This is a genomic window from Pseudomonas sp. p21 (assembly GCF_001642705.1).
Classification (GTDB): domain Bacteria; phylum Pseudomonadota; class Gammaproteobacteria; order Pseudomonadales; family Pseudomonadaceae; genus Aquipseudomonas.
The window spans coordinates 408,649-424,587 of record NZ_LWBV01000002.1; the positions used below are offsets into that span (position 1 = coordinate 408,649).

Sequence of the window (15,939 nt, forward strand, 5' to 3'; positions counted from 1 at the left end):
GCACACCACTCAATCAGCGCACCATATCAGTGCATTGCTACCAAAATTCGCATCTTAAGGGTGCATTTTTACCCGCCACCCCACCGCCAGATGCCCGCAAACGCCCCCTTTTATCCCGCCCTCGCCATTTTCGGGCACTGGCATGCAATTTGCTCCCTTGTGAGGCAGGTACGCTTGGCCGACTATCCGCGCCCGGCAACACCCTTTTTCCAGGGCAGCGGCCCACCGCGCTCTAGACCATCCGGAGGACAACATGTCGAAGTCGGTTCAACTCATCAAAGATCATGACGTCAAGTGGATTGATCTGCGTTTCACGGACACCAAAGGCATTCAGCACCACGTGACCATGCCGTCGCGTGATGCGCTGGAAGACGACTTCTTCGAAGTCGGCAAGATGTTCGACGGTTCCTCCATCGCTGGCTGGAAAGGCATCGAAGCGTCCGACATGATCCTGATGCCGGTCGACGAAACTGCCGTACTGGACCCGTTCACCGAAGAGCCAACCCTGATCATCACCTGCGACATCGTCGACCCGTCGAGCATGCAGGGCTACGATCGCGACCCACGTGCCATCGCCAAGCGCGCCGAAGAGTACCTGAAGAGCACCGGCATCGGTGACACCGTATTCGCAGGCCCGGAGCCTGAGTTCTTCATCTTCGACGAAGTGAAGTTCCAGTCGGACATCTCCGGCTCGATGTTCAAGATCTTCTCCGAGCAAGGCTCGTGGATGACCGGCGCTGACGTGGAAGGCGGCAACAAAGGCCACCGTCCAGGCGTGAAAGGCGGCTACTTCCCGGTTCCGCCGTTCGACCACGACCACGAAATCCGTACTGCCATGTGCAACGCACTGGAAGAAATGGGCCAGACCGTTGAAGTTCACCACCACGAAGTGGCGACTGCCGGCCAGAACGAAATCGGCGTCAAGTTCAACACCCTGGTGAAGAAGGCTGACGAAGTACAGGCGCTGAAATACGTCGTGCACAATGTTGCCGACGCCTACGGCCGTACCGCCACCTTCATGCCGAAGCCACTGTACGGCGACAACGGCTCGGGCATGCACGTGCACATGTCGATCTGGAAAGACGGCAAGAACACCTTCTCGGGTGAAGGCTATGCCGGCCTGTCCGACACCGCCCTGTACTTCATCGGCGGCATCATCAAGCACGGTAAGGCCCTGAACGGCTTCACCAACCCGTCGACCAACTCCTACAAGCGTCTGGTCCCAGGCTTCGAAGCCCCGGTAATGCTGGCCTACTCGGCTCGCAACCGTTCCGCATCGATCCGTATTCCTTACGTCGGCAGCCCGAAAGCCCGCCGTATCGAAGCACGCTTCCCGGACCCATCGGCCAACCCGTACCTGGCCTTCGCGGCCCTGCTGATGGCTGGCCTGGACGGTATCCAGAACAAGATCCACCCAGGCGATGCAGCCGACAAGAACCTGTACGACCTGCCGCCTGAAGAGGCCAAGGACATCCCGCAGGTTTGCGGCAGCCTGAAGGAAGCTCTGGAAGAGCTGGACAAAGGCCGTGCGTTCCTGACCAAGGGCGGCGTGTTCTCCGACGACTTCATCGATGCCTTCATCGAGCTGAAGAGCGAAGAAGAAATCAAGGTCCGTACCTTCGTTCACCCGCTGGAATACGAGCTGTACTACAGCTGCTGATCTGATCGGCGCCTGGCGCCGATGACATGATCAGAACGGCCTCCTTCGGGAGGCCGTTTTCGTTTCCGCGCCATACAGAACCCACAGAAACCCCGCCCGCCACGCTATGCTCTATCTTGGTGCACAATCGAACGCCGTGCCCCTATTTGCTCCCCAATCTGGTTCACATGAAACGCTTCATCAAGACTTTCTGATCCGATTTTGCGCAGATCCAGGCCTTTTTCGGCAAATCCCGCTTCTTTTCGGAGCTTTGGTTTGTTTCTTGCATTTCTGCAGGTAGAGAGTCTCGCATCAGCGGATCCACCGCGCGCCCGGCCATGGCCGCGCCATGCCAGCCAAGCGCCAAAAGAGGTCAACGACGCCTTATGACCATCAGCGATGCACAGCACCGTCTGCTTCTGGACAACCTGACCACCGCCACGCTACTGCTCAACGCCGAGCTACGCCTGGAGTACATGAACCCGGCCGCAGAAATGCTGCTGGCGGTCAGTGGCCAGCGCAGCCATGGGCAGTTCATCAGCGAACTGTTCACCGAGTCGACCGAAGCGCTCAGCTCGCTGCGCCAGGCGGTCGAGCAGGCGCACCCGTTCACCAAGCGCGAAGCGCAGCTCACCTCGCTGACCGGGCAGGCCATCACCGTCGACTACGCGGTAACGCCGATCCTGCACCAGGGCCAGACCCTGCTGCTGCTGGAGGTTCACCCACGGGACCGGCTGCTGCGCATCACCAAGGAAGAGGCCCAGCTGAGCAAGCAGGAAACCACCAAGATGCTGGTGCGCGGCCTGGCCCACGAAATCAAGAACCCACTCGGCGGCATCCGCGGCGCAGCCCAGCTGCTGGCCCGCGAGCTGCCTGACGAAGGCCTGCGCGACTACACCAACGTGATCATCGAGGAGGCCGACCGCCTGCGTAACCTGGTCGACCGCATGCTCGGCTCGAACAAGCTACCGTCGCTGGCCATGACCAACATCCACGAAGTACTGGAGCGGGTCTGCAGCCTGGTAGAGGCCGAAAGCCAGGGCTGCATCACTTTGGTGCGCGATTACGACCCCAGCCTGCCGGATGTGTTGATCGACCGCGAACAGATGATCCAGGCCGTACTCAACATCGTGCGCAACGCCATGCAGGCGATCAGTTCGCAGAACGAACTGCGCCTGGGCCGCATCACCCTGCGCAGCCGTGCCCTGCGCCAGTTCACCATCGGCCACGTGCGCCATCGCCTGGTGGCGCGGGTGGAGATCATCGACAACGGCCCGGGCATCCCGCCGGAACTGCAGGACACCCTCTTCTATCCCATGGTCAGCGGCCGCCCGGACGGTACCGGGCTGGGCCTGGCCATTACCCAGAACATCATCAGCCAGCACCAGGGCCTGATCGAGTGTGAAAGCCATGCAGGCCACACCGCCTTCTCGATCTACCTGCCCCTGGAACAAGGAGCCACCGCCTCATGAGCCGAAGTGAAACCGTATGGATCGTCGACGATGATCGCTCCATCCGCTGGGTCCTGGAAAAAGCCCTGCAACAGGAAGGCATGACCACCCAGAGCTTCGACAGCGCCGATGGCGTGATGGGCCGCCTGGCACGCCAGCAACCGGACGTGATCATTTCCGACATCCGCATGCCCGGCACCAGTGGCCTCGACCTGCTGGCGCAGATCCGCGAGCAGCACCCGCGCCTGCCAGTCATCATCATGACTGCCCACTCCGACCTGGACAGCGCCGTGGCGTCGTACCAAGGCGGTGCCTTCGAGTACCTGCCCAAGCCATTCGATGTGGACGAGGCGGTCTCGCTGGTCAAGCGTGCCAACCAGCACGCCCAGGAGCAGCAAGGGCTTGATGTGCCGCAAAACCTGGCGCGCACCCCGGAAATCATCGGTGAAGCACCGGCGATGCAGGAGGTGTTCCGCGCCATCGGCCGCCTCAGCCACTCCAACATCACCGTGCTGATCAACGGCGAGTCCGGTACCGGCAAGGAACTGGTGGCCCACGCCCTGCACCGCCACAGCCCACGTGCGGCGTCGCCGTTCATTGCCCTGAACATGGCCGCGATCCCCAAGGACCTGATGGAGTCCGAGCTGTTCGGCCATGAGAAAGGCGCCTTCACCGGTGCGGCCAACCTGCGCCGGGGGCGCTTCGAGCAGGCCGACGGCGGGACCCTGTTCCTCGACGAGATCGGCGACATGCCCGCCGACACCCAGACCCGCCTGCTGCGGGTGCTGGCCGATGGCGAGTTCTATCGCGTGGGCGGCCACGTGCCGGTCAAGGTCGACGTGCGCATCATCGCTGCCACCCACCAGAACCTGGAGTCGCTGGTACAGGCCGGCAAGTTCCGCGAGGACTTGTTCCACCGCCTGAACGTGATTCGCATCCACATTCCACGGCTGGCCGACCGCCGCGAGGATATCCCCGCCCTCGCCCGCCACTTCCTCGCCCGCGCCGCCCAGGAGCTGGCGGTGGAGCCGAAGATCCTCAAGCCGGAAACCGAAGAGTTCATCCGCAACCTGCCGTGGCCGGGCAACGTGCGGCAGATGGAGAACACCTGCCGCTGGATCACCGTGATGGCCTCCAGCCGCGAAGTGCTGATCGGCGACCTGCCGCCCGAGCTGCTGAACCTGCCACAGGACGCCGCACCGGTAACCAACTGGGAACAGGCCCTGCGCCAGTGGGCCGACCAAGCGTTGGCGCGTGGCCAGTCGAACCTGCTGGACAGCGCAGTGCCGAGCTTTGAGCGGATCATGATCGAGACAGCGCTCAAGCACACCGCTGGCCGTCGGCGCGATGCGGCGCTGTTGCTGGGTTGGGGGCGCAATACCCTGACGCGCAAGATCAAGGAGCTGGGGATGAATGTGGCGGGCGGGGATGATGAGGAAGGTGATGACCATTAATCCTTGACTGGCTGCACCGACGCATTCGCGGGTAAACCCGCTCCCACAAGTACAGCGCCAGCCTCAAGGTCGGCGCCGTTCTTGTGGGAGCGGGTTTACCCGCGAATGCGTTTGTAGAACCAGAACAGATATCGGCTCCATGCACCGTTCCTGTGCCCGACGCACCTCACGAAGGCACAAATCCCCTCAAAAAACGGCTAATTCACCCTTAAAACCCAATATTCACGGGCTTTGCAAAACTGGCACGCCCCCTGCAATACCTAATACATCTCCAGTTTCGGGGGCCCTGGTACAGGCAGGCCGGGTGAACCCCTCTTTTATTCGCAACATCGCCAGTTTTGGGGACCTCGGTACAGGCAGGCCGGGCCATCCCCCCTTTATACGCAGTACCCCTTTCGGGGACCCTGGTACAGGCAGGCCGGGATATCCCCTCTTTTATTCGTGCAGTTTAACCTGCACCCGCCAGCGCCCAGCGTCCTCTGCACCGGCCCACTCGCCGTGCAGGGGGCGCGCGGCCACCAGCGTCAGCAACAAGCCTTCCTTGCTCTTCTGCACCCGCCAGCTCACAGGCTTGCCTTGCAGGCTCAACTGCCCTTGCCGGGCCTTGCCCTGCGCCTGGAACAACAGCGCAACCGTACCTTCCACATTCTCGCCATGCAGCTGAGGCTCTTCGTTGAACCACAGCTCCAGGCCATCCTGCACCACCTCCACCTGTTGCAGCTCGCGCTCGTCCGGCGTGGTCAGCCGGCCGATCATCAGCCCTACCATCAAGCCGACGATTGCCAGCGACAGCATCATCCGCGGGAACGCCTTCGAACGCACGTCCGGTTCAGGGGTAGAATGCCCGTCATCTTCACGCTTGGAGCCGTGCATGTTTCACGTCATCCTTTTTCAACCAGAAATTCCGCCGAATACCGGCAACATCATTCGCCTGTGCGCCAACAGCGGCTGCGACCTGCACCTGATCGAACCCATCAGCTTCGAACTGGATGACAAGCGCCTGCGCCGTGCGGGGCTGGATTACCACGAGTATGCCACGCTCAAGCGCCACGAGAGCCTGGCCGGATGCCTGGAAAGCCTGGGCAACCCACGGCTGTTCGCCTTCACCACCAAGGGCTCGCACCCGTTCCACGAAGTGGCCTACCAGGCGGGCGATGCCTTCCTGTTCGGCCCCGAAAGCCGTGGCTTGCCGACCGAAGTGCTGGACAGCCTGCCGGCCGAACAACGCCTGCGCCTGCCGATGCGGCCGGGGTGCCGCAGCCTTAACCTGTCCAATACCGTGGCAGTGACGGTGTATGAGGCGTGGCGGCAGAATGGGTTTGCCGGGAGCTGAGCTATAGCCTGTGCCGGCCTCTTCGCGGGTAAACCCGCTCCCACAGTAACCAAGCCAACCTCAAGGGCAGCGCTGTACCTGTGGGAGCGGGTTTACCCGCGAAGGGGGCGGCACAGGCAACAAAAAAGCGCCCCGAGAGGCGCTTTCTTGATACCAGCAGCTATTACTGCACGGTCGGCGCTTCGCCAGCTTCCTGCATGCGCTGCATTTCTTGCGCGTACAGGGCGTCGAAGTTGACCGGCGAAAGCATCAGGGCCGGGAACGAACCGCGGGTCACCAGGCTGTCCAGGGTCTCGCGGGCGTACGGGAACAGGATGTTCGGGCAGAACGCACCCAGGGTGTGGCTCATCGAAGCCGCGTCCAGGTTCTTGATCAGGAAGATACCGGCCTGCTGCACTTCAGCGATGAAGGCCACTTCGTCACCGTTCTTGACGGTAACCGACAGGGTCAGCACCACCTCGTGGAAGTCACCTTCCAGGGCTTTCTGCTTGGTGTTCAGGTCCAGGGCTACGCTCGGCTCCCAGGTCTGGCGGAAGATCTGCGGGCTTTTCGGGGCCTCGAACGACAGGTCGCGCACATAGATGCGCTGCATGGAGAACTGAGGGCTGTTGTCTTCTGCAGCAGCGCCGTTGGTCTGTTGGTCAGTCATGGCAGATCCTTATCCTAATGTTTTTGAATGCAGTGCAAATCAGGCCGCCAGCAGCGCGTCGAGCTTGCCGGCACGCTCCAGGGCATAGAGGTCATCGCATCCACCGACATGGGTGCTGCCGATCCAGATCTGCGGCACCGATGTACGGCCGGCCTTCTGGCTCATTTCGGCGCGAACCTGCGGCTTGCCGTCGACCTTGATTTCCTCGAAGGCCACGCCCTTGCTCTCGAGCAGGTGCTTGGCGCGCATGCAGTAGGGGCAGTAGTCGCTGGAATAGACGATGACGGGCTTCATATCACTTCACCAGGGGCAGGTTATCGGCTTTCCAGCTGGAAACGCCACCGCTCAGTTTGGCGGCGTTGTAACCAGCCTTGAGCAGCTCGCGGCAGATGGTGCCGGACTGCTGGCCCATCGAGTCGACGACGATCAGGGTCTTCTCTTTGTGCTTGTCCAGCTCGGTCATGCGGTTGGCCAGCTTGTCCTGCGGGATGTTCAGCGCACCGACAATGTGACCGGCGGAGTATTCCTTGGCCGGGCGGATGTCGATGACCAGGGCTTTATCGGCATTGACCAGGGCAGTCAGCTGGCCGTTGCTCAGGCTCTGGCCACCGCGACGGATTTCGTTGACCAGCAGCGCGACCAGCAAGACAACGAAGATCGCCACCAGGATGTAGTGGTTTGTCGCAAATTGAATCAGGTTAGCAACCATCTGGGGTGTTCCACGCGATTGAAAATGCCGGCCAGTATACACAGCCCCTTATTGCCACCAAAGCCCGGCGGGCCGGCGGCAAAGCCACCTGCACATTGCTGGCACGTGCGCGCCGGTCGGGGGAATGGGACGAATATTCGCCGCCGGTGGCGCATTTGCCCTAAAATGCGTGTCTTTATCATCTTTGAACAACCGTGAGTTTGATTGATGACGAGTACGCCCAAACCCCTGGTCCTGATCATCCTGGATGGCTTCGGCCACAGCGAAAGCCCCGAATACAATGCCATCTATGCCGCCAACACACCGGTCTATGACCGCCTGCGCGCCAGCCAGCCGCATGGCCTCATTTCCGGCTCTGGCATGGATGTCGGCCTGCCGGACGGGCAGATGGGCAACTCCGAAGTCGGTCACATGAACCTCGGCGCCGGCCGCGTGGTGTACCAGGACTTCACCCGGGTGACCAAGGCCATCCGCGACGGCGAGTTCTTCGAGAACCCGGTACTGACCGGCGCCGTGGACAAGGCAGCCAGTGCCGGCAAGGCCGTGCACATCCTCGGCCTGCTGTCCGATGGCGGCGTACACAGCCACCAGGACCACCTGGTGGCCATGGCTGAACTGGCCGCGCAGCGCGGCGCAGAGAAGATCTACCTGCACGCCTTCCTCGATGGCCGCGACACGCCGCCACGCAGCGCGCAGTCGTCCATCGAACTGCTCGACGCCACCTTCGCCAGGCTGGGCAAGGGCCGCATCGCCAGCCTGATCGGCCGCTACTACGCCATGGACCGCGACAACCGCTGGGACCGCGTCAGCGCTGCCTACAACCTGATCGTCGACAGCGCTGCCGAATACACCGCCGACACCGCCCTGGCTGGCCTGGAAGCGGCCTACGCCCGCGAAGAGAGCGACGAGTTCGTCAAGGCCACGCGCATCGGTGAAGCAGTCAAGGTCGAAGACGGCGACGCGGTGATCTTCATGAACTTCCGCGCCGACCGTGCCCGCGAACTGTCGCGCGTGTTCGTCGAAGCCGACTTCAACGAATTCCCGCGCGCCCGCCTGCCACGACTGGCGGCCTACATCGGCCTGACCCAGTACTCGGCGAAGATCCCGGCCCCTGCCGCCTTCGCCCCGGCGAGCCTGAACAACGTGCTGGGCGAGTACCTGGCGAAGAACGGCAAGACCCAACTGCGCATCGCCGAGACCGAGAAGTACGCCCACGTCACCTTCTTCTTCTCCGGTGGCCGCGAAGAGCCGTTCGAAGGCGAAGAGCGCATCCTGATCCCGTCGCCGAAGGTCGCCACCTACGACCTGCAGCCGGAAATGAGCGCGCCAGAGGTGACCGACCGCATCGTCGAGGCCATCGAGCAACAGCGTTACGACGTGATCGTGGTCAACTACGCCAACGGCGACATGGTCGGTCACACCGGCGTGTTCGAAGCTGCGGTGAAGGCCGTCGAGGCCCTGGATGGCTGCGTCGGCCGCATCGTCGAAGCGCTGGACAAGGTCGGCGGCGAAGCGCTGATCACCGCCGACCACGGCAACGTCGAGCAGATGGAAGACGAGTGCACCGGCCAGGCGCACACCGCACATACCACCGAGCCGGTACCGTTCATCTATGTAGGCAAGCGCAACGTCAAGGTGCGTGACGGCGGCGTGCTGGCCGACGTGGCGCCTACCATGCTGAAGTTGCTGGGGCTGGAAAAGCCGGTGGAAATGACCGGTACGTCCATCCTGGTCGACGCCTGATTCTGTGTTATTGGGGCCGCTCTGCGGCCCCAATAACACATGAATTCCAGACAAACGCCCCTCTGCACCCGCAGCGAGGCGTTTTTTTTGCCCGCCCGGGCGGGCATACTAGGCCAGTCTCCATCCTTGGTACGCCAAACCCCATGCTTCGCGCCCTGATCCTCCTAGCCCTGTCTTGCCTGCTCAGCCCGGCCTTTGCCGATGAGCGTGCGCAGACCCAGCAGCAACTGGACGCCACCCGCCAGGACATTGCCGAGCTCAAGAAGACGCTGGGCAAGCTCCAGGAAGAAAAGGCCGGTGTGCAAAAGGACCTCAAAGCTACCGAGACCGATATCGGCAACCTCGAAAAGCAGGTGGAGGCCCTGCAGCAAGAACTAAAAAAGACCGAGGGCGAGCTGGAGCGCCTTGATACCGAGAAAAAAAAACTCCAGAGCGCCCGCGTTGAACAACAGCGACTGATCGCCATCCAGGCCCGTTCGGCCTACCAGAATGGCCGCGAGGAATACCTCAAGCTGCTGCTCAACCAGCAGAACCCCGAGAAGTTCGCCCGCACCCTCACCTACTACGACTACCTGAGCAAGGCGCGCCTGGAGCAACTGCGCACCTTCAACGAGACCCTGCGCCAACTGGCCAACGTCGAACAGGAAATCGCCACCCAGCAGCAACAGCTGCTGGCCCAGCACGCCGACCTAGACAGCCGCCGCCAGGCCCTGGAAACCGAGCGCGGCAAGCGCCAACAGGTGCTGGCCAAGCTCAACAGCGACATGAAGGACCGCGACCAGAAGCTGCAGTCGCGCGAGCAGGACCAGGCCGACCTGTCCAAAGTCCTCAAGACCATCGAGGAAACCCTCGCCCGCCAGGCCCGCGAGGCCGAAGAAGCACGCAAGAAGGCCTTGCTGGCCCAGCAGGAAGCGGAAAAACGCCGCCAGCAGGAAGCCCTGGCCGCCGCTGCCGCCCGCGAACAGGCCCGCGAACCGGTGGAGCCGCCGAAAAAGGCCCGCACCACCCTGGGCCCGATGGTTTCCAGCGACGGCGCGAGCTACGGCGGCGCATTTTCTGCCGCACGGGGAAAACTTCCCTGGCCAGTAAATGGTCGATTGCTTGCACGCTTCGGTGATGCCCGCGGCAGCGATGCCCGTGCCAAGTGGGACGGGGTGATGATCAGCGCCAACCCGGGCACCCAGGTACGCGCCGTGCACGGCGGGCGCGTGGTGTTCGCCGACTGGTTGCGCGGTGCCGGGCTTCTGGTCATTCTCGACCATGGCAACGGTTACCTGAGCCTGTACGGCCATAACCAGAGCCTGCTCAAGAGCGCCGGTGATATCGTCAAGGCCGGCGAGGCCATTTCCACCGTTGGCGACAGCGGCGGCCAGGACGCTGCCGGCTTGTACTTCGCCATCCGCCAGCAGGGCCGGCCTACCGACCCTTCGCAGTGGTGCCGGGGCTAGTCAAATTTCTACGGCGTAGCCTGCGGGCTGCGCCGATGCTCCCCAGGGAGCGCTTCCAGGATCAGGAGTTCGTTCGACATGCTGCACTCGCCTCGCCTCACCCAGCTGGCCCTGTCCATCGCCTTGGCGGTCGGCGCGCCCCTGGTTACTGCCGCGGAGCCGGCCAAGCCAGCCGCAGTACCGGCCACCGAGGTGACCGCCAAGGCGCCACTGCCGCTTGAAGAGCTACGCACCTTCGCCGAGGTCATGGACCGCATCAAGGCGGCCTATGTAGAGCCGGTGGATGACAAAACCCTGTTGGAAAATGCCATCAAGGGCATGCTCAGCAACCTCGACCCGCACTCGGCGTACCTCGGCCCCGAGGACTTCCAGGAGCTGCAGGAAAGCACCAGCGGCGAGTTCGGCGGGCTGGGCATCGAAGTGGGCCAGGAAGACGGCTTCATCAAGGTGGTCTCGCCGATCGACGACACCCCGGCCTCGCGTGCTGGCGTGCAGGCCGGCGACCTGATCGTCAAGATCAACGGCGCCCCGACCCGTGGCCAGACCATGACCGAAGCGGTCGACAAGATGCGCGGCAAGGTCGGTGAAAAGATCACCCTGACCCTGGTGCGCGACGGCGGCACCCCCTTCGACGTGACCCTGGCCCGCGCGGTCATCCAGGTCAAGAGCGTGAAGAGCCAGCTGCTGGAGAACGACTACGGCTACATCCGCATCACCCAGTTCCAGGTCAAGACCGGCGACGAAGTCGGCAAGGCCCTGGCCAAGCTGCGCAAGGACAACGGCAAGAAGCTGCGCGGCGTGGTGCTGGACCTGCGCAACAACCCGGGCGGCGTGCTGCAGTCGGCGGTGGAAGTGGCCGACCACTTCCTGACCAAAGGCCTGATCGTCTACACCAAGGGCCGCATCGCCAACTCCGAGCTGCGCTTCTCGGCCGACCCGGCCGACGCCAGCAACGGCGTGCCACTGGTCGTGCTGATCAACGGCGGCAGCGCCTCGGCCTCGGAAATTGTCGCCGGCGCCCTGCAAGACCAGAAACGCGCAGTGCTGATGGGCACCGACAGCTTCGGCAAGGGCTCGGTGCAAACCGTGCTGCCACTGGCCAACGACCGCGCGCTGAAGCTGACCACCGCGCTGTACTTCACCCCCAATGGCCGCTCGATCCAGGCCCAGGGCATCGTCCCCGACATCGAAGTGCGCCCGGCCAAGCTCACCGCCGAAGCCGACACCGAAAACTTCAAGGAAGCCGACCTGCAAGGCCACCTGGGCAACGGCAACGGCGGCGCCGACCGCCCGACTGGCAGCGGCAAGCGCAAGGAGCGCCCGCAGGATGACGACTTCCAGCTGAGCCAGGCCCTGAGCCTGCTCAAAGGCCTGAACATCACCAAGGGCGACTGATCCACCCCATGCGTTATCTGCTGTGTCTGCTGTTCTGCCTGATGGCCGGGGTCGCGCAAGCGGCGCCGGCCGGCAAGGCCTACATGAGCATCATCATCGACGACCTGGGCCAGAGCAGCGAGCGCGACAGCCGCACCCTGGCCCTGCCCGGCCCGGTGACCATGGCGATCATGCCCGATACCCCGCATGCCACCGACTTCGCCCGCCAGGCGCACAAGGCCGGCAGGACGGTAATCCTGCACATGCCCATGGACCCGGCCACCGGGCCCTATGCCTGGCACCCTGGCACGCCGATCGAAGAGCTGGCCAAACGCCTGGACGCAGCCCTGGCCAAGGTGCCGTACGCCGCCGGCATCAACAACCATATGGGCAGCCGCATGACGGCGCAGCGTGAGCCCATGGCCTGGTTGATGGGTGAGCTGCAGCAACGTCACCTGTTCTTCGTCGACAGCCGTACCAGCGCCGCCACCGTGGCCGCAGCCGAAGCCCAGCGCATCGGCCTGGCCCACGTTTCGCGTGATGTGTTCCTTGATGATGTGCGCACCACTGAAGCGATTGCCGGGCAGTTGCAGCAGGGCATCGCCCTGGCGCGCAGGCAGGGGTCGGCGGTGCTGATCGGGCATCCTTATCCACAGACCCTGGAAGTGCTGGAACGAGAGTTGCCAAGGCTCAGGAGCCAGGGCATCGAGTTGATCAGGCTCAAGCAGATGATTGCCGTGCGCAGCAATCAGGCGATGCCGGGGCATGGCAAGAATGGCCGCTACACCAATCGCTGAGAAACCTGGGCTGCTTTGCAGCCCTTCGCGGGCACGCCCGCTCCCACGGGAATCGCGCAGGTTTCGAGGCCAGTGACAACCCTGTGGGAGCGGGCGTGCCCGCGAAGGGCCGCAAAGCGGCCCCAACAAAAAACCCCGCTCAGATGAGCGGGGTTTTGTTTTGCCTCAACAGCGATCAGCTATACACACGCCCCAGCAACTGGCGGTGGCTTTCGAACTGGTCCAGCACATCACGCACGATCTGCTCTGGCGCAAAGCCCATCAGGTCGTACTCCTGGCTGCCATCGTGCAGGTACACCTCGGCACGATAGAAGCGCTGGCGCACTTCCGGCTCGCCTTCCACCGGCGCTTCGCTCGGTGCGGCCAGGTAACCGTCCAGGCTCACTTCATAGACGAACGGGTTGCCCTCTTCCATCATCACCCGCAGGCCCATCGTGTTGCGCGACTGGCCAACCCGGGTTTCCACCTCGAAGCCCAAGGTCTGCAGCTGCGCGGCGGCTTCTTTCAGCGCCGGGCTGACATGCTTGTCCATGAAACGCTGCACCACGGCCTGGGTCGGCTGCAGCTCCAGCTGGGTCAGGCGCTCGCTGAAGCCACGACGACCACGGGCGGCCAGCTCGGCGCGCTCGCTTTCCACTGCCACGTCCTGCTTCATGGCTTTGTACAGGCCGAACATGAACAGCACCAGCACCACCGAGAACGGCAGGCCTGCCAGCACCACCATGGTCTGCATGGCTTCGAAGTTACCGGCGAACAGCAGGCCGATGGTGACCAGGGTGATGACCAGCGACCAGAACACCACCATCCAGTGCGGGGCGTCTTCGTCGACCTTGCCGCCTTTGCACGACAGGTTGGCCATCATCACCGCGCCGGAGTCGGCCGGGGTAAGGAACAGCACGAAGCCGACGAACACCGCCACACCGATCACGATCTTGGCCGCCGGGAAGTATTCCAGCAGCTGGTAGATCGACATCGACGGCTGTTCCAGGGCGGTCTTGCCCAGTTCCACGGCGCCCTGGTTGATCACCAGGTCCAGCGCGGTGTTGCCGAAGATCGACAGCCAGGCCAGGGTGAAGCCCAGCGGGATCAGCAGCACGCCGCTGACCAGCTGGCGCACGGTGCGGCCCTTGGAGATACGGGCAATGAACATGCCGACGAACGGGCCCCAGGAGATCCACCAGGCCCAGTAGAACACGGTCCACAGGCCCAGCCAGCGCTCGGACTTGCCGGCTTCGCCTTCATACACGTAGAGGTCGAAGGTTTTCAGCACGATGCCGTTCAGGTAGTCACCGATGTTCTGCACGAAGCCGTTGAGCAGGTGCAGGGTTTCGCCGCCCAGCAGGACGAAGATCAACAGGCCGCTGAACAGCACGATGTTCAGGTTGGACAAGCGGCGAATGCCGTTTTCCACACCCGAGACCGCCGCCACGGTGGCAACGCCGGCCATGACCAGGATCACCACCAGCAGGTTGGTCTTGCTGTGGTCCATGCCGAACAGGTACTCCAGGCCGGAGGCCACCTGCATCGAGCCGATGCCCAGGTTGGTCACCAGGCCCAGCAGGGTGACGAACATGCCGAAGATGTCCACGGCATTGCCGGCAGCGCCCTTGACCCAACGCTCACCAACCAGCGGGTACAGCGCCGAGCGCAGGGCCAGCGGCTGGTTGTGGCGGTAGGCGAAGTAACCCACGGCCAGGCCGACCAGGGCGTAGATCGCCCAGCCATGCAGGCCCCAGTGCAGGAAGGTCAGCTGCAGGCCCTGGCGCGCGGCGTCGAGGCTAGCAGAGGTGCCTTCTGGCGGGTTGAAGTAGTGGTCCAGCGGCTCGGAAGCGCCAAAATACAGCAGCGAAATGCCGATACCGGAGGAGAACAGCATGCCGGCCCAGGCGCCATAGCTGAAGTCGGGCTGGTCATCCTTGCCGCCAAGCTTGAGCTTGCCGTAGTCGGAGAAGGCCAGGTAGATGACGAACAGCAGGTAACCGCCGATTACCAGCATGTAGTACCAGCCGAAGGTGCGCGTCAGCCATTTCTGGGCCACGCCCAGCACTTGGCCGGCGGTTTCGGGTACAGCGATCAGCAAGGCAGTCAGAACGAGGATCATCAGCGCGGAGGTGAAGAACACCACGCGGTTGACCCGTACCCTCTCGGCCGGAGGGTTGGTAAGTGAGGCAGAACTCATTGCACGAATGCTCCGGGCAGTGCGGCTTTGGAGGCTAATCAGTCTTTCCCGAGCAATTGGTGGAATATCCCCACTGCATCAGGTGTTATAAAAGCACCCTGGAAACCGTGATCCCGAATCGATACGTTGCAAAAAAACAGACAGGTGGCCTGCTGAAAATGCCACGCCTCAGCCGAGGTGCGCGCATTCGTCACAGATCACCCCGCCCGCTCCAAGGGCCCGCCGCAGGGTCCATGACCGCACGGCAGAATCTGCATTTCGCATCGCTCATGCCCGTCAACGCCTTGTATTCCGGGGGTTACGCGATTTCCTGGGGTGTCAATCCATGCCTTCTCGACCGCCTGAAAAACTGTCAATGGCACAAATTGTCGCAGAGCTTATTCTTTATTGATTGAACGTTCAATCAAAACAAAATAGACTGGCCTTCGCCGAGTCAGCCGCCCGTCGTCTGCTCGCAGGCCTGAGGAGATAGCAAGATGCCCAAGGTCGGTATGCAACCCATCCGCCGCCAGCAGTTGATCGAAGCCACGTTGCAGGCGGTCGATCAGGTCGGACTGGGGGACGCCAGCATTGCGCTGATTGCCCGTTTGGCCGGTGTGTCGAACGGCATCATCAGTCACTACTTTCGGGACAAGAACGGCCTGATCGCAGCGACGATGGGTTACATCATGAACATGCTCAACGAAGGTGTCAGAGCACGTCGCCAGGCCCTGACGGACGACAGCCCGCGCGCCCACCTGAAAGTGATCATCGAGGGCAACTTCGATGCCAGCCAGGTGAACGGCCCGGCGATGAAAACCTGGTTGGCCTTCTGGGCTTCCAGCATGCACCAGCCCGATTTGCACAGGTTGCAGCGGATCAACGACCACCGCCTGTATTCCAACCTGTGCTGCCAGTTCCGCCGCGCCCTGCCGCTCTACCATGCGCGCAAGGCAGCCCGCGGCCTGGCGGCGTTGATCGACGGCTTGTGGCTGCGTGGCGCCCTGTCGGGTGATGCATTCGACACTGACCAGGCGATACGGATTGCTTACGAATACATGGATCTACAACTGGCTAAACAGCACACCCTGGGTACAAACGACCAGGCCGCTGAACAACCGCGCACGGCCCTTGCCAACCCGGCAGGAGCGTGACGCGCAAGCCAAACCACACACTGCACTTGC

At 62.9% G+C, this 15,939-nt stretch carries 14 protein-coding genes; 9 read left to right on the top strand and 5 right to left on the bottom strand.

Annotation, left to right across the window (positions count from 1 at the left end):
* The first annotated feature begins 253 nt into the window (after window positions 1–253).
* The 3 genes from glnA to ntrC all read left to right on the top strand — a co-directional run bounded on the left by glnA (window position 254) and on the right by ntrC (window position 4,544).
* Entirely contained in the window at window positions 254–1,660 is a 1,407-nt protein-coding gene (gene glnA / locus A4C63_RS06810; protein WP_025340936.1) for a type I glutamate--ammonia ligase, read from the top strand.
* Window positions 1,661–2,025: 365 nt separating this feature from the next.
* On the top strand, window positions 2,026–3,111 hold the full coding sequence (gene glnL, locus A4C63_RS06815; RefSeq protein ID WP_063912033.1) for a nitrogen regulation protein NR(II): 1,086 nt from the start codon (window positions 2,026–2,028) through the stop codon (window positions 3,109–3,111).
* Window positions 3,108–4,544 carry a nitrogen regulation protein NR(I) gene (ntrC, locus tag A4C63_RS06820; protein ID WP_063912034.1) on the top strand — a complete coding sequence of 479 codons (1,437 nt, stop codon included), beginning with the start codon at window positions 3,108–3,110 and terminating at the stop codon, window positions 4,542–4,544. The genes glnL and ntrC overlap by 4 nt, the downstream gene beginning before the upstream one ends.
* A 435-nt stretch (window positions 4,545–4,979) precedes the next feature.
* Here the strand turns inward: ntrC and A4C63_RS06825 are convergent, their stop codons facing one another.
* On the bottom strand, window positions 4,980–5,417 hold the full coding sequence (locus A4C63_RS06825; RefSeq protein WP_063912035.1) for a hypothetical protein: 438 nt from the start codon (window positions 5,415–5,417) through the stop codon (window positions 4,980–4,982).
* Between A4C63_RS06825 and trmL the strand changes: the two genes are divergently transcribed.
* Window positions 5,416–5,877, top strand: coding sequence for a tRNA (uridine(34)/cytosine(34)/5-carboxymethylaminomethyluridine(34)-2'-O)-methyltransferase TrmL (gene trmL / locus A4C63_RS06830; RefSeq protein ID WP_063912036.1), 462 nt, complete (start codon window positions 5,416–5,418; stop codon window positions 5,875–5,877). The genes A4C63_RS06825 and trmL overlap by 2 nt on opposite strands.
* Window positions 5,878–6,040: 163 nt before the next feature.
* Here the strand turns inward: trmL and secB are convergent, their stop codons facing one another.
* Genes secB through A4C63_RS06845 form a run of 3 tightly spaced genes read right to left on the bottom strand, consistent with a single transcriptional unit; the run spans window position 6,041 to window position 7,235 of the window.
* A complete protein-coding gene (secB, locus tag A4C63_RS06835; RefSeq protein ID WP_013974581.1) occupies window positions 6,041–6,526 on the bottom strand; it encodes a protein-export chaperone SecB in 486 nt (161 codons plus the stop codon).
* Window positions 6,527–6,565: 39 nt separating this feature from the next.
* Window positions 6,566–6,820 carry a glutaredoxin 3 gene (gene grxC / locus A4C63_RS06840; RefSeq protein WP_063912037.1) on the bottom strand — a complete coding sequence of 85 codons (255 nt, stop codon included), beginning with the start codon at window positions 6,818–6,820 and terminating at the stop codon, window positions 6,566–6,568.
* 1 nt (window position 6,821) lies between these two features.
* Window positions 6,822–7,235, bottom strand: coding sequence for a rhodanese-like domain-containing protein (locus tag A4C63_RS06845; protein ID WP_063912038.1), 414 nt, complete (start codon window positions 7,233–7,235; stop codon window positions 6,822–6,824).
* A 207-nt stretch (window positions 7,236–7,442) separates the two neighbouring features.
* On the opposite strand from A4C63_RS06845, the gene gpmI reads away from it, so the two are divergent.
* The 4 genes from gpmI (at window position 7,443) to A4C63_RS06865 (ending at window position 12,597) form a co-directional block, all read left to right on the top strand.
* Window positions 7,443–8,978: a 2,3-bisphosphoglycerate-independent phosphoglycerate mutase gene (gpmI, locus tag A4C63_RS06850; RefSeq protein ID WP_063912039.1), complete on the top strand. Its 1,536-nt coding sequence runs from the start codon at window positions 7,443–7,445 to the stop codon at window positions 8,976–8,978.
* Between the two features lie 143 nt (window positions 8,979–9,121).
* Window positions 9,122–10,426, top strand: coding sequence for a murein hydrolase activator EnvC (locus A4C63_RS06855; RefSeq protein WP_063912040.1), 1,305 nt, complete (start codon window positions 9,122–9,124; stop codon window positions 10,424–10,426).
* 78 nt (window positions 10,427–10,504) lie between these two features.
* Entirely contained in the window at window positions 10,505–11,821 is a 1,317-nt protein-coding gene (locus tag A4C63_RS06860) for a S41 family peptidase (RefSeq protein WP_063912041.1), read from the top strand.
* Between the two features lie 8 nt (window positions 11,822–11,829).
* Window positions 11,830–12,597 (top strand): divergent polysaccharide deacetylase family protein, encoded by a 768-nt coding sequence (locus A4C63_RS06865; RefSeq protein ID WP_063912042.1) that lies wholly within the window; start codon window positions 11,830–11,832, stop codon window positions 12,595–12,597.
* Between the two features lie 175 nt (window positions 12,598–12,772).
* Here the strand turns inward: A4C63_RS06865 and A4C63_RS06870 are convergent, their stop codons facing one another.
* Window positions 12,773–14,719: a BCCT family transporter gene (locus A4C63_RS06870; RefSeq protein ID WP_256202913.1), complete on the bottom strand. Its 1,947-nt coding sequence runs from the start codon at window positions 14,717–14,719 to the stop codon at window positions 12,773–12,775.
* A gap of 533 nt (window positions 14,720–15,252) precedes the next feature.
* Here A4C63_RS06870 and betI point away from each other — a divergent pair.
* Entirely contained in the window at window positions 15,253–15,909 is a 657-nt protein-coding gene (gene betI, locus A4C63_RS06875; protein WP_003259891.1) for a transcriptional regulator BetI, read from the top strand.
* Window positions 15,910–15,939: the final 30 nt, after the last annotated feature.